Raw genomic sequence first — 23,160 nt, 5'->3', positions numbered from 1 at the left:
TAGTTTCGATTTTGTTTTTTGTAGCCTGCAATAACGCTAATCAAACAATTACTATGGAGGCTTCCAATAAAAATTTAATGCTTGAAAATGGTGTTTTAATGTATCAGGATCAACCATTTTCAGGACGATTGGTTTCATATTATTCAAAAGAAAAATTAAAATCTGAAATGTTTTATCGTGATGGAAAAAAACAGGGTTCAGAAAAACAATGGTTTGAAAATGGCCGTTTAGCCAGTGAACGCTTTTATGCGAATGGGGTTAAAATAGGAGTGCATAAAGCGTGGTGGGAAAGCGGAAAACCAAAATTTGAATATCATTTTAATAATCAAGGTGCTTTTGATGGTAGTGTGAAAGAATGGTATAAAACAGGTCAGCTTTTCAGGGATTTTAATTATAAGGAAGGAATGGAAGTTGGCAGTCAGCGTTTGTGGAAAGAAGATGGCACCATTAAAGCAAACTATGAAGTTGTAAATGGCGAACGGTTTGGACTGATTGGTTTAAAGAAATGCTACACCGTTACCGTTGGCGAGGACGAAGTTAAATAACTACTTTTGGTTGTTCTGATGCATTTAGGGCTTCATGTGTAAATCATAAAAATGAAAAAATCAGTATTTTTAATAGTAGTTTCTTTGGTCTTTTTCAACTGTAAAGAAAAACCCAGCGAAGCCTCCTCAGTTTCAAAGTTGCCCTATTTCAATAGTCAAGATTTTACACCAGAGTGGGATCATGGTACACATAAAATTCCTGAATTTTCATTTGTGGACCAAAACGGAACAACCATTACCAATAAAACATTTGAAGGTAAAATTTATATAGCCGATTTTTTCTTCACCACATGCCCTGGTATTTGCCCTAAGCTTACAAAAAATATGGGCAGCCTTCAAGAAACCTATTTAAAGGATACAGAAATCATGCTGTTATCGCATACCGTAATGCCTTGGAAAGATTTCGTTTCTGTATTGAACACCTATGCCAAAGAACATAATGTTATAAGTAACAAATGGCACTTGGTAACGGGCGATAAGGACGCGATTTATAAAATAGCAAGAAATGGCTATTTTGCCGATGAAGATTTTATTAAAACTCAAGATGAAAGCAATTTTATCCATACCGAAAACTTTATTTTGGTAGATAAAAAAGGATATATACGTGGGGTTTATAATGGCACTATTGAATTGGATGTGGAGCGTTTAAAGCGCCATATAGACATTCTAAAACAAGAGCATTGATTTTATTTTGTGTGGTTTTGTAGAATTACTAGATTGAAATCCACAGAGCTTTTCTACTTTTAAGGAAATTTTTAATTTATGAAACAGATTTCCGTCATCTTGATAACCATTGTTTTTTTTATTTCCTGTGGAAAAAAGAAAACGTTACCACCACGTAATTTTTCCAACGTAGAGATTGAAACCATTTTAGAGGATTCGTTGTTAAGTATTCGGGCCATTGATATATTGAACGATGGAAGTCTTGCTTTTGCTGCCAATAATGGTGCTTTTGGTCTTTTTAATCCGCTGAAGCATAGTTGGATGATTTCAAAACAAGAGTTTGATAGTTTGGAACTTCAGTTTAGGGCAGTAGCACACACAGCAACCGATTTTTTTATGCTAAGTATTGAAAACCCAGCTATATTATATAAAACAGGCGATACGGGACAAATGCAAGTGGTTTATAAAGAAAATCACGCTAAAGTTTTTTATGATGCTATGGTTTTTTGGAACAATCAAGAAGGTATTGCTATTGGCGATCCAACTGATGGTTGTATGAGTATCATTATTACCCGAGATGGTGGTAACACGTGGAATAAAATTTCTTGTGATAAATTACCAAAACCCAAAGCAGGTGAAGCGGCTTTTGCAGCTAGCAATACCAATATAGCCATTTTAGGAGATAAAACTTGGGTTGCCACAGGTGGAACATCGAGTAGGGTATTATATTCGGCAGATAAGGGTGAAACTTGGGAGGTTTTTGAAACGCCCATAGTGCAAGGTTTAGAAACCACAGGGATATATTCCATCGCTTTTTATGATGACATGCATGGATTTGCCATAGGCGGCGATTATACTAAACCAAATGATAATACATCAAACAAAATAAGGACTACCAATGGTGGTAAAACTTGGCAATTGGTAGCACAACATGAAAACCCTGGATATAGAAGTTGTGTACAGTACATACCCAATAGGAATGGAAAGGAACTTATTGCTGTAGGTTCTAAAGGTATCGATTTTAGTAGTGATTCTGGCGATTCTTGGAAGCATTTAAGTGATGAAGGTTTTTATACGCTTCGTTTTTTAAATGATAGTATTGCTTATGCAGCAGGTGCTGGAAGAATTTCTAAGCTTACTTTTAGGGAATAAAAAAAAGAGGCTGTCTGAAAAGTCTATATATTGTCAAACTGAACTTGTTTCAGTTTCTAATAAATATTGATTATCAATGAGTTAAGATTCTGAAATGAATTCAGAATGACACTTGTTGATACTTTCAGACAGCCTCTTTAGTTTTTATTTTCTTCTCTTTTTATATTCGTCAAACATTTTTCGTTTAAAATCGTCTTCAACTTTATGCAAAAGAATGATTTTTTTTGCAGGTATCACCTTCATCAGATTATTGATGAAATCGCTTTCAAGTTTGTCTCTTTTCTCCTCATTCATTCTAATTTTCTTTAGTAGTTGCAAAGCTTCTTCATCAGAAATAGCGTTTAAATCGGTTTTTTTACGAGTTTCATAAGATTGTCTTCTTAAGTTAGAATTTTCTTCTTCATACTCATTGTATATGGGCCAAAATTTTTGGGCTTCTTTTTCACTTAAATTCAATTTTTCCGTTATGTACGCAATTTTCAGTGTTTTAATTTTATCACCATTAGATTGCGCAAAGGTGGCTAAGGAAAAACTTATTATAAAAAGCATGCTTGTAAGTGTTTTCATCGTCTTTATTTTGTAATAATATCTTCAATTTCTAAGTTGTCAAAAACATAATTTTCTAAAGTTTCTGAGCTGTAACCTTCATTTATTAGCTGAACATCCAGTAAATCTTCTTGGGTAAAAAGAGATGCAAATTCAGTTGGTTCCAAATCTTCGTTTAGAATGTAGTTTTCAATACTGGCTGTTTCCAGAGTATCGATGGTAATATTTTCAGTTTTATTAAAGAATATATTAATTAGTAACATTAAACTTGCTGCAACTGCGGTAGCATAAACAGCTTTTTTCCATGTGAATAGTTTGATAACCTTTGTTTCTTGTTGTGTTTTAACGGTATTTAATATGTTGTCTTCTAAAGAATCAAAGTAGTTATCGGGTACTTTATAGCCAGATTTAGGAACCATTTCTTGAAGCTTCACTTCGCTTAAAATCGTGTCTTCAAGCGATGCAAAGTAATCCTTCGGAACTTTGAACCCAGTTTCTTTTATATTATGTAATTTATTTGTACTCATCTTGTTAATAAGACTTTATATTTTGTAAAAGGTTTAATCTTCAGTTAGATATGCTTCAATTTTTTTTACTGCTATGTGGTAAGACGCTTTTAAAGCACCTTCGCTGGTTTCTAATATATCGGACATTTCAGAGTATTTCAAATCCTGAAAATATTTCATATTAAAAACCAATTGCTGTTTTTCTGGTAATGTTGCAATGGCTTTTTGTAATTTAAGTTGAATGGCGTCGCCTTCAAAATAAACATCCGAACTTAATTTACTAATAGCTATAGATTGTACTTCTTCGCTTGTTGTTTGCAAACGTTTAGCGTTTTGATTGATGAACGTTATTGCCTCATTTGTTGCAATACGATACATCCATGAAAACAATTTACTGTCTCCTTTAAAGTTATGAATATTTTTGTAAATTTTTATGAAAGTGTTTTGGAGTACGTCATCTGTATCGTCATGAGACTTTACAATGTTACGAATATGCCAATACAACCGTTCTTTATACAGCGTTATCAGCTCTCTAAAGGCGCGTTCTTTATGGGATTCAGATTTTAATGCTTCTAATAATTGTACTTCGTCAATCACAAAAATACTTTAGTAGTTAGACTAATAAATATACTAAAAGTTTAATGCTGAACTTCTTTAATTTTTTTAAAAATGTTAATTATCTATAAATCAATTAATTAAAATCAAAAACATCGATTAAGTGTAAAAATAACACGATTAAATACATTTTTTCTTGTGCAATGTGTTTTTTTATTATAAGTTTGCTTCAGAAACCTACTTATGTTGTTAGTCGTCCCCAAGTCTAACAAGAACAAAAAAAAAGGATAGAAGCCCCCAAGTCTCTATCCTTTTTTATATTTAAAACCTTTTCGTTTCTTATTCAAAACTTTGCATTTCTACAAGCTTTTGGTAAACACCTTTTTTTCCAATAAGTTCGGTGTGTTTTCCTTTTTCCACAATTTCACCTTTGTTTAAAACTATAATTTCATCGGCATTTTGAATGGTAGATAATCTGTGGGCAATAACAATGGATGTTCTGTTTTTCATCATATTTTCCAAGGCTACTTGTACCAAACGTTCGCTTTCGGTATCGAGTGCTGAGGTTGCTTCGTCTAAAACCATAATTGGCGGACTTTTTAAAACCGCACGTGCAATGCTTAAACGTTGTTTTTGGCCACCAGAAAGTTTGTTTCCCGCATCGCCAATATTGGTTTCAATACCTTTTGGCAATTCTTTTACAAATTCCCAAGCATTGGCAATTTTTAAAGCTTCAATAACTTCATCATCGGTAGCATTGTCTTTTCCTAATTTTAAATTGTTTTTAATGCTATCGTTAAACAAAATAGCATCTTGGGTAACAATACCTAGTTGTTGGCGAAGGGACTTGGTTGTTAAATCTTTAATATTGATGCCGTCAATTAATATGCTGCCTTCATTTACATCATAAAAACGTGTAATTAAATTGGCAATGGTAGATTTTCCACTTCCCGATTGCCCAACAAGTGCCACGGTTTTTCCTTTAGGAATGGTTAAAGAAAAGTTTTTTAAAACATACTCTTTTTCATATTTAAAAGAAATGTTGTCAAACACAATTTCAGAAGTAAAATCTGTTTTGGTAATAGCGTTTTCTTTATCTCTTAATGGGTTAGGTGTGTCAATAATATCTTGAATACGTTCTGCGGCAGCACTACCTTCCTTTATGTTATAAAGTCCTCTTGAAATGGCTTTTGCAGGAGTTAATATATAATATGCCAAACCCATATATACTAAAAACGCACTACCATCTAAATCGCCATTTCCACCTTCATTCAGCACTAAACTTCCACCATACCATAAAAGTATCGAAATGACACAAATCCCCAGAAATTCGCTTGCGGGTGATGCCAAATTTTGTCGGTTCATGAGCTTGTTAGAGAAGTTAAAAAAGCGAGAGGTTGATTCTCTAAACTTATTATCAAACTTTTCTTCTGCATTAAAACCTTTTATAATACGTAATCCAGTTAATGATTCTTCCAAAGTAGATAAAATATTACCTTGTTCTGATTGAACTCTGTCCGATTTTCTTTTTAAACTTTTTCCAATTCTTGAAATTATAAATCCAGTAATTGGTATAAATATAAAAACAAACATGGTTAGCGAAGTGCTTAAATAAAGCATTGCTATTATGGTGAAAATAATTGTTAAAGGTTCTCTAACAATGAGTTCTAAAACGGGTAACATGGAATATTGTAATGTTGACACATCGTTGGTAACACGTGCCATGATATCGCCTTTTCTTTGTTCAGAAAAATAGGAAAGCGGTAATTCTACGGTTTTTTTGTAAACGGCATTTCTTAAATCCCTTACAACACCATTTCGTAAAAAAACCATGAAGTAATTAGCTAAATAGCCAAATAGGTTTTTTAGCAAAAACGCAATGACAATGATACTTATAACGAAAATGAGTGCTTTGGTTTTATCGCCTCCAGTAAATTCATGCATTTGGTATGAAAGGCTTTTTTTAAGAAAATCGCCTAATTTTAAAAAACTTTCAAATACAGGTTTTTTAGGGACATTATAAATATCTTCTTGTTTAAAAATAACATCTAACATGGGCATTAACGCAATCATTGATAGCGTGCTAAATAAAGCGAATAGGATGTTTGAAATAATATGGCCTATAGCATACTTTTTATAAGGCTTAGCATACTTTAGGATATTTAAAAACTGATTCATTTAAAAGGATTTGTCCGTTTATAAAACATGCTTTTATGGTAACATAAAAGCATGTAAAATTTTTGCAAATATACGTGTTATTATATTAATTTCATGTCTTTTAAAATGGCTTCTGCTTTAGCATCAAGTGCAGCTTCGGTTTTGCTAAAATTGGCTATTGCATCTAACTTAGTGTTAACGCTAACATAAAATTTTATTTTAGGCTCAGTACCACTTGGTCTTAATGCCACTTGACTTCCATCTTCCAAATAATAAATGATCACATTTGATTTTGGAATATCTATGGAAGATGTTTCGCCGGTTATCATGTTTTTTGAAGTAGATAAATCATAATCTTCAATTTTTAAAACTTTTGAACCGTTTACTGTTTTCAATGGGTTTTCACGCGCATCAATCATCATTTGTGTGATTTCTTGTGCACCTTCAATACCTTTTTTGGTTAACGACACTAATTTTTCTTTATAGCAACCGTGTTCTACATAAAGGTTTAAAAGTTCGTTGTAAAAAGAACTGCCGTTTGCTTTTGTTGCAGCAGCTATTTCGCACGCTAAAAGGGTAGAAGTAACGGCATCTTTATCGCGTACAAAATCGCCAACCATATAGCCAAAACTTTCTTCGCCGCCACCAATAAAATCAAGTTCTGGGAAATCTTTGATAAGTTTTGCAATCCATTTGAAACCAGTTAATACAATTTTACTGTCAACGCCATAGGCATCTGCCAATTTATTTAGCATTGGCGTAGAAACAATGGTAGAGGCTATAAATTCTTTTCCTTTAATTTTTCCAGCGTCTTTCCATTGTTTTAACAAGAAATCGGTCATCATCAACATGGTTTGATTTCCGTTAAGCAACTGCAATTTGTTTTCAGAATTTCTAACAGCTACACCCAAGCGGTCGCAATCTGGGTCGGTACCAATAACAATGTCTGCATTTACTTTTTCGGCAAGTTCTAAAGCCATTTTTAAGGCAGCGGGTTCTTCTGGGTTTGGAGAGGCTACTGTTGGGAAGTTTCCATCTGGAGCTTCTTGTTCTTTTACAATATGAACATTTTTGAAACCGGCACGTTTTAATGTTTCAGGCACTGCCGTAATAGAGGTTCCGTGTAGTGAGGTGAAAACAATGGTTAGATTATCTTTTGCTTCTTTTGAAGTATTAAAGTTGGCATTTTTTACTGATTCGGTTATAAACGCATCATCAACTTCCTTACCTATATATTTAATTAATGAATTATTGGCTTCAAATTTAACGTCGGAATATTTTAAACTATCTATAACCTTAATGATTTCACCATCTTGTGGCGGTACCAATTGCCCACCATCTTGCCAATATACTTTATAGCCGTTGTATTCTGGTGGGTTGTGAGATGCTGTTAATACAATACCGCAATGGCAGTTTAAATGTTTTACAGCGAACGATAATTCTGGGGTAGCACGTAAATCTTCAAACAAATATACTTGTATTCCGTTTGCTGAAAATACATCGGCAACCACTTTTGCAAGCGATTTGCTGTTGTTTCTACAATCGAAAGCTATGACTGCTTTTGGTGTTTCGTTTGGGAACGATTTAATTAAGTAATTGCTTAGGCCTTGGGTACTTTTTCCAAGGGTGTATTTATTGATGCGGTTGGTGCCCACACCCATAACGCCACGCATACCACCAGTACCAAATTCTAGGTCTTTGTAAAAACTTTCTTGAATGTCTTTTGGGTTGTTTGCAATGCTATTTTTTATAATAGATTGGGTTTCGGCATCAAAAGTTGGGGTTAGCCACGAGTTAATTCGATCTAAAATTTTTGGTTCAATGTGTATCATAATGTTTTAAAATAGTTAGTTTTAAAAAAGTAATTAATTGTAAGAGAATATTTTTGTAAAAGTTACTAATTTGAAGTGAAATATTGAGGTTTAAAATTAATTTTTTGTTTAAATGTTGAAAATTTTATTTGAAACTTTAATTTGCGTTAGGGGTTGAAGTGGCATCCTTTTGGTTTTTCAGAAAAAACCAAAAGATATAACGGAAAACCCGACCCTTGTGGTAACGCCCAAATAGTTATTCTAAATTTAATTTTTCTTTAATTGCATAGCGTTTTTTGTCTTCTTTGGTGCGTAAAATTATTTCGCCTAAAAAACCAGCTACAAAAAATTGTGTTCCAATAATCATGGTTGAAAGTGATATGTAGAATTGCGGACGCTCGGTTATTAGCCTGCCAGTTGGGTTTAAAAATAGTTTATCGATACCTAAATAGAGCGCGAAACCAAAACCAATGGCGAACATAATGAAACCTAATGCGCCAAATAAATGCATGGGACGTTTTCCAAAACTTGACAAAAACCAGATGGTGATTAAATCTAAAAAACCATGAACAAAGCGGTTCATGCCAAACTTAGTGACTCCGTATTTTCTAGCTTGGTGCTGGACGATTTTTTCGGTGATTTTTACAAAACCAGCATTTTTTGCCAAAACGGGGATGTACCGGTGCATTTCGCCATTTACATCTATATTTTTAACAAGTTCCAGCTTGTAGGCTTTAAGGCCGCAATTAAAGTCGTGTAATTTTACTCCCGATGTTTTTCTGGCTGCCCAATTGAATAATTTCGAAGGTAAGTTTTTTGAAATGACTGAGTCGTAACGCTTCTTTTTCCAACCGGACACCAAATCGAAACCATTGGTTACAATCATGTTGTAAAGTTCTGGTATTTCGTCTGGGTTGTCTTGTAAATCGGCATCCATAGTAATAACCACATCGCCCAAAGCTTTTTCAAAACCTGCATGAAGTGCTTGCGATTTTCCAAAATTCTTTAAAAAACGAATGCCTTTTACGTTTGGGTTTTTTGATGATAAACTGGTAATAACATTCCAAGAAGCATCGGTACTGCCATCATCTATAAAAATGATTTCGTATGAAAATTGATTGGATTGCATAACCTTGGCAATCCAATCGTGTAATTCGTTTAAAGAATCTTGTTCGTTAAGTAGTGGTATAACTACTGATATGTTCATTTGAAATAATGTTTTCAGATTCCAAAAGTAAAGAATTTATTTATGCATCTGATTTTTTCATTACTAAACCTCCAATTAAAGAATATATTAATCCAAAGAATAAACTCATGGCTACCCAAAAAACGCTACCTGCAATAGGATTGGAAAAGAATTCAACCATTTTTAATTGCATTTCTTTAGCTTCAACGGGCGCTTCAGATGCAGCAATTTGATCGGTTGCAAACTCTATCATTTTGGTATTATATTCAGAATCAATGATGTAATTAAAAATAAGGATGTAGCCAACATATACTAAAGCGCTAATAAGCGCAACTACAATTCCTGTTTTCATGGCTTCTTTTAAACTTAGTAATCCAGAGTTGCTTTTTTTATAAAGACTTATTGCGTAAATTATAATTAAAGGAAAAGCTATATAATATATGTACACTGGCCATTGCTGTCCTTTAAATGCCATATCGGTCGCATACATGTACATAGCAATTAGCGTCATGATACCGCCTAAGACCAAACCTAAATTAATACCAAATTTGCCAGGGTTTAATTCTTTAGATTCCATATTTTTGTGTTTAAATTGTTGGTTTTTTAGTTAGTATTCAAAGATAGTAATTCGTTACAATAATATTAGTAATAAAAAATGCAAAAAAGTATTGCGAGATTGTAAAAAATGCTTATTTTTGCAAACCAAAATTGAAAGAATATTAAAGCTTTAAGCGATGAAACACTTTTTTGTGTTGCATCTGACAGAAAAAAAATAAATATCATCCAGATGAAAAAAGATATACATCCAGAAAATTATAGAATTGTAGCATTTAAAGATATGTCTAACGAAGATGTGTTTTTAACTAAATCTACTGCAAGTACAAACGAAACTTTAGAGGTTGATGGTGTTGAGTACCCACTTATTAAAATGGAGATTTCTAGAACATCGCACCCTTTTTACACTGGTAAATCTAAATTAATAGATACTGCTGGTCGTATCGATAAATTCAAAAACAAATACGCTAAGTTTAGTAAATAAGCTTAATAACCTATATATAAAGCCTTCTATATTTAATATGGAAGGCTTTTTTATTTTATACAATTAGCCTACTTTTGATTTGAAAACCAACAAAGTTCTAGTTTGAGTGAGCAACTTTAAACTTTAAACTTTTCAAACTTTAAACTTTTATGAATTACATTCTTTTTGATGGACCTTCGCGTAATAACTTATTGCCATTTACTTTTACACGTCCTGTTGCCGATATAAGAATTGGGATTTTAACTATTCGTGAAAAATGGGAGGCTTTTTTAGATTCTACCACCACAACCATAACCGAAGAATATTTGTCGGATAAATACCCTATGGTGGAAATGGACGAAAATGTAATGATAAATGCATCGTACCTTCCAAATTTGGAATTGGTAGAAATGGTGAAAGATTTGCAGGAAAATCAAGCTATTTTTAAGGGTGAAGATGTGATTGCTTTCTTTTCAAAGGATACGCAGGAAGAAGTTGATTTTGATACCTATGAAGCTATAGAATTTAATGACGATGTTATTAAAATTGAACATGCCTGGGATATTTTTTCAAAAAATGGCGATGCTATTCAAGAAGATTTTAATTTGTTGACCAATGGAAGGCATTCTCAACCCATTCCATCAAGTAATAATGTAATTGCTGCCGAAAATATTTTTATTGAAGAAGGAGCTACATTAGAGTTTACAACGCTAAATGCTAGCAATGGTCCTATTTATATAGGAAAAAATGCTTTGATTATGGAGGGAACTTTAATAAGGGGGCCTTTTGCACTTTGTGAAGAAGCCATTGTAAAAATGGGAGCTAGAATTTATGGGCCTACCACTATTGGACCTTCAAGTAAAGTGGGTGGCGAGATAAATAATGTGGTGCTGTTTGCTAATTCCAATAAAGGTCATGATGGCTATTTAGGAAACTCCGTTTTAGGGGAATGGTGCAACTTAGGTGCCGATACCAATACATCAAACTTGAAAAATAATTATGCCGAAGTGCGTTTATGGGACTACCAGACTGAAAGTTTTGCCAGAACAGGATTGCAGTTTTGTGGTCTTATGATGGGAGACCATAGTAAATGCGGTATAAATACCATGTTCAATACTGGTACAGTAGTAGGCGTTAGTGCCAATATTTTTGGAAGCGGTTTTCCAAGAAATTTTGTGCCAAGTTTTAGTTGGGGTGGAAGTGCAGGTTTTACAACTTATTTAACTAAAAAAGCTTTTGAGGTGGCCGAAATTGTAATGTCAAGACGCCATATTGTATTTACTGAACAGGATAAAGCTATTTTAGAGCACGTTTTTCAAGAAACTTCAAAGTACAGACGGGAATAATTTTTAGTCTCGGTTTGCAGTAGCAGCGCGATAAATATTTTTTTTAAAAATGCCTTGAGTTGTATTTTACGAATTTTCGTGAAATGACATTGCTTTTTTAACAAACAGAAAACTTATTCTAAAGTTTTGTATATTTGAGTGTTACATTAATTCAAATGGCAAAACCACTCTGTTTTTTTTATTTTTTTCTATGTTCTATTGGGTTTTCCCAAACGGAAAATTTCACGGTAAAAAACAGTGAAATTAATACCGAATATCCACATTTTGGTTTAATGTTGGTTGCCAATTCTAAAATTATTTTCACTTCATATTTATTAGATAAAAAAGATAGGGTAGAACGCATTCAAGGACATCCTATTCTTGCCATTTTTGAAGGAGAAATAGATGTGGACGGTGCTATTCAAAATATAAAAAATATTGAAATTGACCCCGACCAAAAGATAAATTACATCACAAGTGCTTCCATGTCATCCAACGGAAAACAACTTTATATAACCACGACTTTTGATGACAGGAATTTTGATGAAGATAACTTTCAAATAAAAGTAGGCGAATTTAAAAGTGGTATTGGTTGGACAAATTTTGAAGTTTTGCCATTTTGCGATTCCAAATATTCCTATGCGCATCCTGCCTTAAGTAAAGATGGCAAAACCTTATATTTTACATCAAATATTAGAGGCGGAAAGGAAACAACTAAAGGAGGTTCAGATATTTTTAAAGTCGATATTTTAGAGAATGGTAAATTTTCAGAACCGAAAAATTTAGGAAGCAAAGTGAATTCATACAGTAAAGAAATGTTTCCTTTTATTACTGGAGATAATACCTTGTATTTTGCTTCCAATAGGCCAAATGGTTTTGGAGGTTTCGATATTTATAAAAGCCAAATGAGCGCCGATGGAACCTTTGAAAAGGCTGAAAAATTGCCTAAACCTATTAATAGCCCGAAGGATGATTTTTCATTTATTATAAAAAATGATAGAAAAACAGGTTATTTTACATCCAAAAGGGATGATGGAAAAGGAGATGATGATATTTATTATTTTAGTTTGAATTAGTCTTTTTTACCTGCTTTAACTCCAACAAATTAATAGGATTAATACCTAAACCATTTACATTTTTTCTGGTAAAGCGCACCACCTCGTCATAAAATAGAGGTACAACAGGCGCTTCATGCATCACTAACGAATCCATTTTGGTATAAAGTTGTTCTCTTTTAGAGGTATTTGTTTCGGTAAAAGCTTTTTCGTACCAGCTATCGAATAAATCGCTTTTAAAGTGCGTGTAGTTAGGTCCGTTTGGAGCAAAATTCTTGCTGTAATAAAGTGATAAATAGTTTTCAGCATCAGGATAATCGGCCACCCAACTTGCCCTAAATACGCTTAGTTTTCCATTGGCTTTAGCATCTTTTAAGGTTGCCGCAGGAATAACATCTACTTGTACTATAATTCCAATTTTTTGAAGTTCGCGCTGTATGTATTCACAAAAACTTAAATAATTCCCCGTGGTTGTTATGGATATTTCAGGGGTTTTGTTGGCACTCTCTTTTTTAAATTCAGCAATTAATTGTTTGGCTTTTTCGGGTTGAAAACCAAAACCAATAGTTTCGTTGTAACCTGGTAATCCTTTTGGAATAAAACCTCCGTTGGCAGGAATACCAACACCATTTCGTAAATAAACCATCATTTTTTTACGATCGAAACCATAATTAATGGCTTTTCTAATGCGTTCGGATTGTATTTCGGGTATGTCAGAATCCATGTAAAACGCTAAATATTCGGTGTTTAAATAGGGGCCACGAATCATGTTTACATCATTCTTGTATAAACTTCTAAGTTGTCCATCAGCCGTTAATATTTCATCTTTATAAGAAGCGTCCAATCCAGAAACAAAATCAATATTGCCTTGCGCAAACTGTAAAAACTCACTTTGCTTGTCGGGTAAAAAGGTTATGGAAACTGCTTCTAAATATGGTAATGCTTTGCCTTTTTCATCTTTTTCAAAATAATGATTATTTTTTCTAAATACCAATTTGATGTTTTCTTCCCATCGTTTGAATTTGAATGGGCCTGTACCAATAGGGTGCGAACGGAAATCACTTCCATAGTGCTCTACAATTTCTTTAGGTACTACACTGCAATATTTCATGGTCAATAATCCTAAAAAAGCAGGAAAAGGCTGTTTCAGTTGGATTTGAAAAAGGGTATCGTTTACAGCTTTAAAACTATCAACTTTACTTAAAACCCAACCTCCGGGAGATGCAATTTGAGGGTCTAACAAACGGTTGAGGCTATATTCAAAATCTTTAGCGTTAACAGTTCTGGTGGAATCGGTTCCAAATAAAGCATTTTTATGAAAATATACATCGTTTCGTAAAGAAAATGAATAGGTTAGGGCATCATCAGAAATCGTCCAACTTTTTGCAATACAAGGTTGTACGTTTAAATGGTCGTCCATTTGTACTAAACCGTTAAATAATTGGTTTGTGGCCCATATATCGGCGATGTCTTTAGAAAAAGCAGGGTCTAACGAACCTATGTTTTTATGTTCATTATACCTAAAAACGAGGGAATCGTTATTCGTTGTAGATTTCTTATTGCAAGAAACGTACATGTTCGCAATAAGTAAGAGTATGCTGTATTTAAAAAACTTAGAATAGGCCTTAATCACTTTTGTGGTTTTATGTATTCAAAAATAAAGTTTTTATTATCTATTTCTAATTATTTAAGCAGTTAAAAAATTATTGTGACTTTTTTAATAATGCTGTGTCTTAAAAAGCAGTATAGGTAGCATGCCTATCATAACAACCCCAATCTTTAATTAAGAGCGTTTCTATTTGAAACGCTCTTTTTTTTATTAACTTTGCATGTTTTTAAAAATGAAATGAATATACAAAAAAAAGTCGCATTTTATACTTTAGGCTGTAAACTTAACTTTTCTGAAACTTCAACCATAGCAAGAAGTTTTGCAGACGAAGGGTTTGACCGTGTAGATTTTTCTGAAAACGCAGATATTTACGTGATCAATACCTGTTCGGTAACCGAAAATGCAGACAAACGTTTTAAAAGTATTGTAAAACAGGCTCAAAAGGTAAACCCGAAAGCATTTGTAGCTGCTGTTGGATGCTATGCACAATTAAAACCGCAAGAATTGGCAGATGTTGATGGTGTAGATTTGGTTTTGGGTGCTACCGAAAAATTTAAAATCACCGATTATTTAAACGATCTTTCAAAAAACGATTTCGGTGAGGTACATTCCTGCGAAATTGAAGAGGCCGATTTTTATGTAGGAAGCTATTCAATAGGCGATAGAACCCGTGCTTTTCTAAAAGTGCAAGATGGTTGCGATTATAAATGTACCTATTGCACCATTCCGTTGGCGCGCGGTATTTCACGAAGTGATACCATGCAAAATGTATTGGAGAATGCCCGAGAAATTTCATCTCAAAACATTAAGGAAATAGTTTTAACTGGAGTTAATATTGGCGACTACGGTAAAGGAGAGTTTGGTAACAAGAAACACGAACATACTTTTTTGGATTTGGTAACAGAACTCGACAAGGTAGAAGGTATTGAGCGTTTACGAATTTCATCAATAGAACCAAATCTTTTAAAGAATGAAACTATCGATTTAGTTTCAAAATCTCGAGCTTTTGTGCCTCATTTTCATATTCCATTACAATCTGGTAGCAATTACATTCTTAAAAAAATGAAGCGTCGTTACATGCGGGAATTGTATGTTGATAGGGTTTCAAAAATAAGGGAAGTCATGCCACATGCTTGTATTGGGGTGGATGCTATTGTGGGCTTTCCCGGTGAAACCGATGCGCATTTTCTGGAAACCTACAACTTTTTAAACGAACTGGATATTTCGTATTTACACGTATTTACCTATTCGGAGCGCGATAACACTGAAGCTGCTGAGATGGACGGTGTGGTAGCAATGAACGTTAGAAACAAACGCTGTAAAATGTTGCGTGGTTTATCGGTTAAAAAACGTCGTGCTTTTTATGAAAGCCAAATAGGAAGCCAAAAAACCGTATTGTTTGAAAGCGAAAACAAAGAAGGTTATATTTATGGATTTACTGAAAATTATGTTAAAGTAAAAGCACCATGGAATCCGGAATTGGTAAATACATTACACCAAGTTGAGCTTACCAAAATTGATGAAGATGGCTTGGTTCGATTTGAATTTGCAAAAGTCCTTTCTTAATTGAATTACCAATAAACTTGATTTTAATTTATTCAACTTATTTGTTTTATAAATAGGGATTTACATCATACTTTTACCCATGAATAAATTTCGCTCGAAAATATGAAGAACACATGGTTTGTTTTATGTTTCACATCATCATTATTATTAACTAGTTGTTTTAATGATGCTGATGATAATTTAACTATTGAAGGTGTTTGGAGATTAACGGCAATGAATGTTGAAGATGGTTTTGATATAAATGAAGATGGTGTTGCTAATGTTAATTTATTAAATGAAATAGATTGTGTAAACAACGAGACTTTGGTTTTTGAGTCTAAAGGAGTTGTTACTTCCAACAAAACATTTAACCCCGATATTAAAATTGCTTTACTAGAAGGAACTACCGATGCGTATGTTTTTGATGTTGAATGTGATGTTGAAGGTACTATAAATTTTGCAGTAAACTATACGCAAAATAACAATCTAATTATTATTAATGAAAGTGAGGCGATTTTAAATGGCAATCAATTAACGCGTGTTTTTGAAAACGCCATCAATATATACAGTGAAGATTTTATTAATGTTATAGCAACTAAAAAAGTAACTTTAGTTTATACGAAGCAATAATTTTTTCAGTTTTAAACAAAAAAAAGTCCGAAGCTTAAAAACTTCGGACTTTTTTAATTTTATCTAAAATCTAAAATCTAAAATCTAAAATCTAAAATCTAAATCCTAACACCTACTGGAAGCATACGCTTGTACTTGCGGTTACTTCTAACAAACTTAGCAATTTCAGGACTTGTTGGTACCACGCTTAAGTTACGTTCTTCAATTTGTTCAAAAACAGCGGCTAAAAAATCTTTACTAAAATTCTCATCATTAATTTCTTCAGGAATAACAAGTTTAGTTAAAAAAATCTTTCGTTCTTGCAATGAGTATTCTATTTTAGCTAAATGGTTATCGATTTTTAGTTCAAACTGGCGTAAAAAATCATTATCTACTAAATCTGCAACATCAATCATGGTGAGTATTTTTTAATTTTTCAGGAAACTTAAAATAGCTGAGTACTATTGTATAACTTTGTTTAGCAAAAATACGAAAAATAATCGTTAGTAAAAAGTAAAAAATAGGTTAATGCCTTATAAAATAAACTATTACAGTTTAATGGTTGTTTTGTGTTTTTTAGATTGAAACGTATGAGTGAAGAAATTATACACGTTTATTTAATGCCAGGAATGGCGGCAAGTCCTAAAATTTTTGAGTATATCAAATTGCCCGAAAACCAATTTAAGATTCATTACTTAGAATGGGTTTTACCAATTAAAAATGAAACTCTTAGCGATTATGCCTTAAGAATGACAAAGCATATATTGCATGAAAATATAGTATTGTTGGGTGTGTCTTTTGGAGGTGTTTTAGTGCAAGAAATGAGTAAGCATATTGCGGTAAAGAAGCTTATTATTGTGTCCAGCGTAAAAGCAACACACGAATTACCTAGAAAAATGTTGCTGGCCAAAACAACCATGGCATATAAGTTGCTGCCAACACAGTTGGTTAGTAATGTAGAACTTCTTGCTAAATATGCTTTTGGAAGTAATATAACAAAGCGTTTGGAGTTGTATAAAAAATATTTATCTGTTAATGATAGCAGCTATTTAAATTGGGCAATTAAAGAAATGGTTTGTTGGAACCAGTCAAATTGTTTGCCTAACATTGTTCATATTCATGGTGAAAATGATGCAGTATTTCCCATAAAAAACATTTCAAATTGTATTACAATAAAAGGAGGTACCCATATTATGATTATCAATAAATACAAGTGGTTTAACGAAAATTTACCTAATATAATTTTAGAAAACTAAGCAAAATATTTACCTTTAAATAAAACTTTTTAAAAATGAAGACTATACAGAAATTATTGGCGTTTGTGGGATTATTAAGTTTGTGTGCGTTATTTGTTTATGCCATCCAAGAAGCGCCAACCGATGAAAACTTTGAAAAAAAGCTGATAAACGATTATAATGTTTATGCGCTTCAAGTACCTAGCAATTTGAATTTTGCAGGTGAGCCCATGCCACTTAAAGATCCGGATATTTTTGAGCGTATGGATAAAGAGTTGTTGGTTAACACCTATTGGCAATCCAACGGATTGTTAATGTTTAAACGGGCTAATAAGTATTTCCCGATTATAGAGCCCATTTTAGCCAAAAATGGTATTCCAGACGATTTTAAATATTTAGCGGTTATAGAAAGTGGTTTAACCAATGCTGTTTCTCCAGCAGGAGCTCGTGGTGTATGGCAAATTATGCCTGCTACGGCGAAAGAGAATGGATTAGAGGTAAATGAAAATATTGATGAGCGCTACCATTTAGAAAAATCAACCGAAGTAGCCTGTAAGTATTTATTAAAATCTAAAGAAGATTTAGGTTCATGGACGCTTGCAGCCGCTGCTTACAATGCTGGTAATGCTGGAATTTCTAGATATTTAAGAGAACAAAACGTTAAGAATTATTACGATTTGTTGTTGGGTGAAGAAACGGGGCGTTATATTTTTAGAATCGTTGCCCTTAAGGAAATTTTATCCAATCCAGCTAAATATGGTTTTAATTTTAGAGAGAAGGATTTATACAATAATGTGCCTACCCGAAAAGTAACTGTTAATACTGAAGTAACAGATTTTACAAAATTTGCTGAAGCAAATGGCATTAACTATAAAATACTCAAAATCCATAATCCTTGGTTAAGAGAACCGAAACTTAATAATAAATCGGGGAAAAGCTATGTTATAGAAATTCCGGAAAAGGGATATTACAATGTACAATAGTAAATAAAAAAAAGACCAACTAAATCATATTATAGTTGGTCTTTTCTTTTTGGGAGTTGTTAGAATTAGCCTCTTCTTTTTTGAGCTCTTATAGAACCACCAGCCCCAAAATGTTGGTTTGGGCCCACAGCACGTTTCATGTTTTCCTTCATCATTTTAATTTGATCAGTAAGCATGCCTTGTTTGTCTAATTTTTGAGCTTCAGCAAGTAGTTTTTCAGCTTCAATTTTTCTGCGTTTAGAAAAAGCAATGCCTGATAAATTCAATTTTGCCATGGCCATATCATGGTCCATAGATAAACCCAATGAAACGGCTTTCTTAAAATATTTTTCTGCTTCATTAATGTTTGTTTGAGAAACCATTAAACCATGTAAGTAGTTATAATAACCTTGTTGTTTTGTTACCAAGGCAGCTTCAGGATTTTTAATTTTATCCAACCATTTTTTAGCACCTTCAAAATCTTGCTTACGTAATCTTAAAAATGCCAATAATATAAATTCATTCTTAAAATAAAGAAACACAAATATTAATGAAAGTAATATAAACATGATGCCATTACCAATGTTTCCTTCGATAAATTGATAGACTGCAAAAGCAATTATTCCAGCAGCTGTAACTAATTTTATTATTTTATTGTACATTTTTTATAGTTTGAATTATTGTTTTTAGATGTTTTTTCGCATCTAAGTTTAATTTTGAATGCAAAGAAACTAAATTTTTATCAAAATCAATCCATAGATATTTAACAAAAGGGAGTTGTTGAGCCCAAATAAATAAAGGAATTCGTGGTTAATTCGTGTCTTAAAAATAAATTCGAAATATTTTTAAAATAACATTTGTCAAAGTAAAAACTCTTTGTATATTTGCCCTCGGTTTTAAAGGAACCTAAAATAATAAATAAAAAGTACAATTCAGATTTTAAAGATATAAAGTAATGAGCAAAAGAACATTTCAGCCATCGAAAAGAAAAAGAAGAAACAAACACGGTTTTAGAGAAAGAATGGCTTCTGCTAATGGAAGAAAAGTACTTGCTCGTAGAAGAGCTAAGGGTAGAAAGAAATTGTCTGTATCATCTGAATCGAGACATAAAAAATAATGATTAACAATTGTTGATATTAAAAAGGTATTACTTAAGTGTAATGCCTTTTTTTATATCTGTTAATCCGTATTTTTGTAACTTATTATAAAACAATTATTAAACAGTAAAAATGCCAAAAAATTCAAAACTTAAATCTATTCTAATTATTGGATCTGGTCCTATTGTTATAGGGCAAGCATGCGAGTTTGATTATTCAGGAACACAAGCTTTACGCTCTTTAAGAGAGGATGGAATTGAAACCATTTTAATTAATTCGAATCCTGCAACCATCATGACCGATCCATCCATGGCCGATCATGTGTACTTGTTGCCGCTTACAACCAAATCGATAATTAAAATTTTAAAAGAACATCCACAAATTGATGCCGTTTTACCAACAATGGGTGGTCAAACTGCATTAAATTTATGTATTGAAGCCGATGAAAAAGGTATTTGGAAAGATTTTAATGTTGAAATTATTGGTGTTGATATCGATGCCATAAACATAACCGAAGATAGAGAGAAGTTTAGAAAGTTAATGCTTGAAATAGGTATTCCTATGGCACCTCAAGCAACTGCAACATCCTATTTAAAAGGTAAGGAAATAGCGCAAGAGTTTGGCTTTCCTTTAATTATTAGAGCATCGTTTACTTTAGGTGGTGAAGGTGCTTCATTTGTTTATAAAGAAGAAGATTATGATGCGTTATTAACACGTGGATTAGAGGTGTCTCCAATTCACGAAGTGATGATTGATAAGGCGTTAATAGGTTGGAAAGAATATGAGTTAGAGTTGCTTCGAGACTCCAATGATAATGTAGTAATCATCTGTTCTATTGAAAATATGGATCCGATTGGGATTCATACAGGTGATTCTATAACCGTGGCACCTGCCATGACATTAAGTGATAAAACCTACCAAAAAATGCGTGATATGGCCATTCATATGATGCGTAGTATTGGGGATTTTGCTGGAGGTTGTAACGTGCAGTTTGCGGTTTCACCAGATGAAAATGAAGATATTATTGCCATTGAAATCAACCCGCGTGTATCGCGTTCATCGGCATTAGCAAGTAAAGCAACGGGTTATCCTATTGCGAAAATTGCTGCTAAACTAGCTTTGGGTTATCATTTAGATGAATTACAAAATCAAATTACGAAATCTACTTCAGCTTTATTTGAACCGACTTTAGATTACGTAATCGTGAAAATACCACGTTGGAACTTTGATAAGTTTGAAGGGTCTGATAGAACGTTAGGACTTCAAATGAAATCGGTAGGAGAAGTGATGGGTATTGGGCGTTCCTTCCAAGAAGCGCTTCATAAAGCTACACAATCGCTTGAAATTAAGCGTAATGGTTTAGGCGCCGACGGAAAAGAAAACAAGAACTACGATCAAATTATAGAAAAACTTACCCATGCTTCTTGGGATCGTGTATTTATTATTTACGATGCCATTGCAATGGGAATTCCTTTAAGCAGAATTCACGAAATCACAAAAATAGACATGTGGTTCTTGAGACAATACGAAGAGTTGTTCTTGCTTCAAAAGGAAATTTCTACTTTTACTATTGATACCATCCAAAAAGACTTATTGCTTGAAGCGAAGCAAAAAGGTTATGGAGATAGACAAATAGCGCACATGCTAGGGTGTTTAGAAAGTCAGGTTTACAATAAGCGTGAAGAATTCGGGGTAAACCGTGTTTACAAGCTGGTAGATACTTGTGCTGCTGAGTTTAAAGCAAAAACACCTTATTACTATTCAACATTTGAAAGTGATATGGAAACTGCAGACGGAAACCGTTATGCAGATAACGAAAGTATTGTAACGGATAAAAAGAAGGTTATTGTTTTAGGTTCTGGGCCAAACCGAATTGGGCAAGGTATTGAGTTCGATTACTGTTGTGTGCATGGTGTTTTGGCAGCTGCTGAATGTGGTTATGAAACCATCATGATTAACTGTAATCCTGAAACGGTTTCAACCGATTTCGATACCGCACATAAATTATACTTCGAGCCAGTTTTTTGGGAGCATATTTACGATATCATCAAGCATGAAAAACCAGAAGGTGTTATTGTACAATTAGGTGGACAAACAGCTTTAAAACTTGCTGAAAAATTAACCAAATACGGTATTAAAATAATAGGAACAAGTTTTGAGTCTTTAGATTTAGCTGAGGATAGAGGGCATTTTTCAAACCTTTTAAAAGAAAACAACATTCCTTATCCACAGTTTGATATTGCAACCACAGCGGATGAAGCTGCTGCCATTGCAGATGTGTTGGATTTCCCAATATTGGTAAGGCCTTCTTACGTACTTGGGGGACAAGGGATGAAGATTGTTATCAATAAAGAAGAGCTTGAAAAACATGTTGTAGACTTATTGAGCCAAATGCCAGGGAATCAACTGCTTTTGGACCACTATCTGGAAGGGGCTATTGAAGCTGAAGCTGATGCCATTTGCGATGGAGAAGATGTGTACATCATTGGTATCATGGAACATATCGAGCCATGTGGAATCCACTCAGGGGACAGTAACTCCATGTTACCTCCATTTAACCTAGGTGAGTTTGTGATGCAACAAATTAAAGACCATACTAAAAAAATAGCCTTGGCGCTTAATACGGTTGGTTTAATAAACATTCAGTTCGCTATAAAAGATGATATTGTTTACATTATTGAAGCAAACCCAAGAGCATCCAGAACGGTTCCGTTTATAGCAAAAGCATATGGTGAGCCTTATGTAAACTACGCTACTAAGGTAATGCTAGGAGAGAAGAAGGTTAAAGATTTCAACTTTAATCCGCAATTAAAAGGATTTGCTATTAAGCAACCGGTGTTCTCTTTCAACAAATTCCATAATGTGAATAAGAAATTAGGACCTGAAATGAAAAGTACAGGAGAAAGCATTTTGTTTATAGATAGTTTAAAAGACGATGAGTTTTACGAACTATACTCAAGACGAAAAATGTATCTTAATAAATAAAAATAGAAAAGCCGCTTTAAGCGGCTTTTTTATGTCTTGTTTTTAATAAAATTAACTCTCTGTCACTTCAATTTTAGCATTTTGATCTTTTAAAGAATCTAGATACAATTCCATTTTAAACTCCGAAGTTCTAAAAGCAGTCGTTCTATTTTTTGCTTGTTCCTGTCTAGCAATACTTCTGGCATAGCGCCTTACTTTATCTTTTGAATCTAAAATAATACCGGGAACTGGAACATTTTTCCCGTTTTCATCTTTAGCTACCATGGTGAAATATGAGGAGTTACAATGTTTTTTTTCACCTGTTTGAATGTTTTCAGATTCAATTCTTACGCCTATAACCATGGATGTTCTACCGGTATAATTTACTGATGCTTTAAGGGTAACCAATTCACCTACTTCAATAGGATTTAAAAAATCTACTTTGTTTACCGATGCGGTTACGCAATAGTTTCTAGAGTGTTTGGAGGCGCAAGCAAATGCTATTTGGTCCATAAGCCCTAAAATGTAGCCACCATGTATTTTGCCACTAAAATTGGAATGCGATGGCAGCATTAATTGTGTAATGGTTATTTGCGATTCTTCAGTTGTTCTAAACATAA

23 protein-coding genes are annotated in these 23,160 nt (G+C 33.3%); 12 read left to right on the top strand and 11 right to left on the bottom strand.

The window, feature by feature from the left end; all coding sequences use genetic code 11:
- The first annotated feature begins 53 nt into the window (after positions 1–53).
- From J8H85_RS05715 to J8H85_RS05705, 3 genes are all read left to right on the top strand, one after another.
- Entirely contained in the window at positions 54–545 is a 492-nt protein-coding gene (locus tag J8H85_RS05715) for a toxin-antitoxin system YwqK family antitoxin (protein ID WP_209653514.1), read from the top strand.
- A gap of 51 nt (positions 546–596) precedes the next feature.
- The gene (locus J8H85_RS05710) at positions 597–1,229 is read left to right on the top strand and encodes an SCO family protein (RefSeq protein WP_209653512.1); all 633 of its coding nucleotides are present in this window, start codon (positions 597–599) and stop codon (positions 1,227–1,229) included.
- 78 nt (positions 1,230–1,307) lie between these two features.
- Positions 1,308–2,360 (top strand): WD40/YVTN/BNR-like repeat-containing protein, encoded by a 1,053-nt coding sequence (locus J8H85_RS05705; protein WP_209653510.1) that lies wholly within the window; start codon positions 1,308–1,310, stop codon positions 2,358–2,360.
- A 144-nt stretch (positions 2,361–2,504) separates the two neighbouring features.
- Here the strand turns inward: J8H85_RS05705 and J8H85_RS05700 are convergent, their stop codons facing one another.
- From J8H85_RS05700 to J8H85_RS05670, 7 genes are all read right to left on the bottom strand, one after another.
- On the bottom strand, positions 2,505–2,927 hold the full coding sequence (locus tag J8H85_RS05700) for a hypothetical protein (RefSeq protein ID WP_209653508.1): 423 nt from the start codon (positions 2,925–2,927) through the stop codon (positions 2,505–2,507).
- A gap of 5 nt (positions 2,928–2,932) precedes the next feature.
- A complete protein-coding gene (locus J8H85_RS05695) occupies positions 2,933–3,433 on the bottom strand; it encodes a hypothetical protein (protein ID WP_209653507.1) in 501 nt (166 codons plus the stop codon).
- Positions 3,434–3,466: 33 nt separating this feature from the next.
- Positions 3,467–4,009, bottom strand: coding sequence for an RNA polymerase sigma factor (locus J8H85_RS05690; RefSeq protein ID WP_209653505.1), 543 nt, complete (start codon positions 4,007–4,009; stop codon positions 3,467–3,469).
- Between the two features lie 297 nt (positions 4,010–4,306).
- Positions 4,307–6,145 (bottom strand): ABC transporter ATP-binding protein, encoded by a 1,839-nt coding sequence (locus tag J8H85_RS05685; RefSeq protein WP_209653503.1) that lies wholly within the window; start codon positions 6,143–6,145, stop codon positions 4,307–4,309.
- An 80-nt stretch (positions 6,146–6,225) separates the two neighbouring features.
- Positions 6,226–7,956: a phospho-sugar mutase gene (locus J8H85_RS05680; RefSeq protein WP_209653501.1), complete on the bottom strand. Its 1,731-nt coding sequence runs from the start codon at positions 7,954–7,956 to the stop codon at positions 6,226–6,228.
- Positions 7,957–8,191: 235 nt separating this feature from the next.
- Entirely contained in the window at positions 8,192–9,142 is a 951-nt protein-coding gene (locus J8H85_RS05675; RefSeq protein WP_209653499.1) for a glycosyltransferase family 2 protein, read from the bottom strand.
- Between the two features lie 40 nt (positions 9,143–9,182).
- Positions 9,183–9,698, bottom strand: a complete 516-nt coding sequence (locus J8H85_RS05670; RefSeq protein WP_209653497.1) for a DUF4199 domain-containing protein — start codon at positions 9,696–9,698, stop codon at positions 9,183–9,185.
- A gap of 210 nt (positions 9,699–9,908) precedes the next feature.
- Between J8H85_RS05670 and J8H85_RS05665 the strand changes: the two genes are divergently transcribed.
- From J8H85_RS05665 to J8H85_RS05655, 3 genes are all read left to right on the top strand, one after another.
- Entirely contained in the window at positions 9,909–10,160 is a 252-nt protein-coding gene (locus J8H85_RS05665; protein WP_209653495.1) for a type B 50S ribosomal protein L31, read from the top strand.
- 149 nt (positions 10,161–10,309) lie between these two features.
- A complete protein-coding gene (locus J8H85_RS05660) occupies positions 10,310–11,485 on the top strand; it encodes a GlmU family protein (RefSeq protein WP_209653492.1) in 1,176 nt (391 codons plus the stop codon).
- Between the two features lie 155 nt (positions 11,486–11,640).
- Entirely contained in the window at positions 11,641–12,540 is a 900-nt protein-coding gene (locus J8H85_RS05655) for a TolB family protein (protein ID WP_209653491.1), read from the top strand.
- On the opposite strand, the gene J8H85_RS05650 is transcribed toward J8H85_RS05655, so the two are convergent.
- Complete coding sequence (locus tag J8H85_RS05650; protein WP_209653922.1) at positions 12,527–14,095, bottom strand: ABC transporter substrate-binding protein; 1,569 nt, start codon at positions 14,093–14,095, stop codon at positions 12,527–12,529. The two genes, J8H85_RS05655 and J8H85_RS05650, sit on opposite strands and share 14 nt — an antisense overlap.
- Before the next feature lie 270 nt (positions 14,096–14,365).
- Here J8H85_RS05650 and mtaB point away from each other — a divergent pair, with 270 nt between their 5' ends.
- Both mtaB and J8H85_RS05640 read left to right on the top strand, forming a co-directional pair.
- Positions 14,366–15,694, top strand: a complete 1,329-nt coding sequence (gene mtaB / locus J8H85_RS05645; RefSeq protein ID WP_209653489.1) for a tRNA (N(6)-L-threonylcarbamoyladenosine(37)-C(2))-methylthiotransferase MtaB — start codon at positions 14,366–14,368, stop codon at positions 15,692–15,694.
- A 102-nt stretch (positions 15,695–15,796) separates the two neighbouring features.
- The gene (locus J8H85_RS05640) at positions 15,797–16,303 is read left to right on the top strand and encodes a hypothetical protein (RefSeq protein WP_209653487.1); all 507 of its coding nucleotides are present in this window, start codon (positions 15,797–15,799) and stop codon (positions 16,301–16,303) included.
- Positions 16,304–16,401: 98 nt separating this feature from the next.
- Here J8H85_RS05640 and J8H85_RS05635 read toward each other — a convergent pair whose 3' ends face one another.
- The gene (locus tag J8H85_RS05635; protein WP_209653485.1) at positions 16,402–16,698 is read right to left on the bottom strand and encodes an N-acetyltransferase; all 297 of its coding nucleotides are present in this window, start codon (positions 16,696–16,698) and stop codon (positions 16,402–16,404) included.
- Positions 16,699–16,872: 174 nt separating this feature from the next.
- Here J8H85_RS05635 and J8H85_RS05630 point away from each other — a divergent pair, with 174 nt between their 5' ends.
- Positions 16,873–17,538 (top strand): alpha/beta hydrolase, encoded by a 666-nt coding sequence (locus J8H85_RS05630; protein WP_209653484.1) that lies wholly within the window; start codon positions 16,873–16,875, stop codon positions 17,536–17,538.
- A gap of 35 nt (positions 17,539–17,573) precedes the next feature.
- A complete protein-coding gene (locus J8H85_RS05625) occupies positions 17,574–18,500 on the top strand; it encodes a lytic transglycosylase domain-containing protein (RefSeq protein ID WP_209653482.1) in 927 nt (308 codons plus the stop codon).
- 65 nt (positions 18,501–18,565) lie between these two features.
- Here J8H85_RS05625 and J8H85_RS05620 read toward each other — a convergent pair whose 3' ends face one another.
- The gene (locus tag J8H85_RS05620; protein WP_209653480.1) at positions 18,566–19,141 is read right to left on the bottom strand and encodes a DUF2892 domain-containing protein; all 576 of its coding nucleotides are present in this window, start codon (positions 19,139–19,141) and stop codon (positions 18,566–18,568) included.
- A gap of 293 nt (positions 19,142–19,434) precedes the next feature.
- Here J8H85_RS05620 and rpmH point away from each other — a divergent pair, with 293 nt between their 5' ends.
- Together rpmH and carB are read left to right on the top strand one after the other, a co-directional pair.
- A complete protein-coding gene (gene rpmH, locus J8H85_RS05615; RefSeq protein WP_038527912.1) occupies positions 19,435–19,596 on the top strand; it encodes a 50S ribosomal protein L34 in 162 nt (53 codons plus the stop codon).
- Between the two features lie 112 nt (positions 19,597–19,708).
- Positions 19,709–22,561: a carbamoyl-phosphate synthase large subunit gene (gene carB / locus J8H85_RS05610; protein ID WP_209653479.1), complete on the top strand. Its 2,853-nt coding sequence runs from the start codon at positions 19,709–19,711 to the stop codon at positions 22,559–22,561.
- A gap of 51 nt (positions 22,562–22,612) precedes the next feature.
- Here the strand turns inward: carB and J8H85_RS05605 are convergent, their stop codons facing one another.
- The gene (locus J8H85_RS05605) at positions 22,613–23,158 is read right to left on the bottom strand and encodes an acyl-CoA thioesterase (RefSeq protein ID WP_209653477.1); all 546 of its coding nucleotides are present in this window, start codon (positions 23,156–23,158) and stop codon (positions 22,613–22,615) included.
- Positions 23,159–23,160: the final 2 nt, after the last annotated feature.

Source organism: Mariniflexile gromovii, assembly GCF_017814435.1.
GTDB classification, from domain to species: domain Bacteria; phylum Bacteroidota; class Bacteroidia; order Flavobacteriales; family Flavobacteriaceae; genus Mariniflexile; species Mariniflexile gromovii.
This window is presented reverse-complemented; position numbering and strand designations above follow the sequence as displayed.